The organism is Vibrio sp. 1069 (genome assembly GCF_033340555.1).
In genome coordinates this window covers 1-750 of the sequence record NZ_JAWOWP010000305.1, presented here as the reverse complement: position 1 = coordinate 750, position 750 = coordinate 1, and the positions used below count along the sequence as shown (strand labels likewise).

General features: G+C 46.5%; 1 protein-coding gene. It reads left to right on the top strand.

Annotated features, from left to right (window positions below; genetic code table 11):
• Positions 1-750, top strand: a 750-nt coding sequence (locus R7040_RS26155; RefSeq protein WP_318097534.1) for an ROK family protein, incomplete at both ends; no start/stop codon positions are given.

Below are 750 nucleotides of genomic sequence, written 5' to 3'. Positions count from 1 at the left end.
GGATGTTAGCCAGCTTGCTCCAGCGAGTGTTACCAAAATCACCCGTCAACTATTGGAACGCGGCCTCATTAAAGAGGTCGCCCAACAAGCTTCAACAGGTGGTCGTCGAGCAATCTCATTGACCACTGAAGTGAAGCCTTTTCACTCTATCGCCGTTCGTTTGGGTCGAGACTACGTTCAATTCTGTCTCTATGACTTAGGCGGCAATGCACTGGCAGAAGATCAACACGAACTTCACTACACCAACCAAGCCGATTTGATCGCAGGTCTTATTGATTTATTAAAAGACTTCGTAAGTCGTTGCCAAGATAAAATTGACCAGTTGATTGCTATCGGTATTACGTTACCAGGCCTAGTTAACCCTACGACAGGCGTCGTTGAGTACATGCCAAATACGGATATTGATAACCTTGCGCTTGGTGAAATTATCCGAGAGAAGTTCAATACGGCTTGCTTTGTCGGTAACGACGTCCGTGGTATGGCACTTGCAGAACATTATTTTGGTGCTAGCCAAGATTGCCAAGACTCTATCTTAGTCAGTGTACACCGCGGTACTGGCGCAGGTATCATTGTTAACGGCCAAGTGTTTCTAGGTTTTAACCGTAACGTAGGTGAAATTGGCCACATTCAAATTGACCCTCTTGGTGAGCAATGCCAATGCGGCAACTTTGGCTGTCTTGAAACGGTTGCTGCTAACCCAGCGATCATCCAACGCGTTAAACAGCTCATAGCACAAGGCTATGAGTCTAG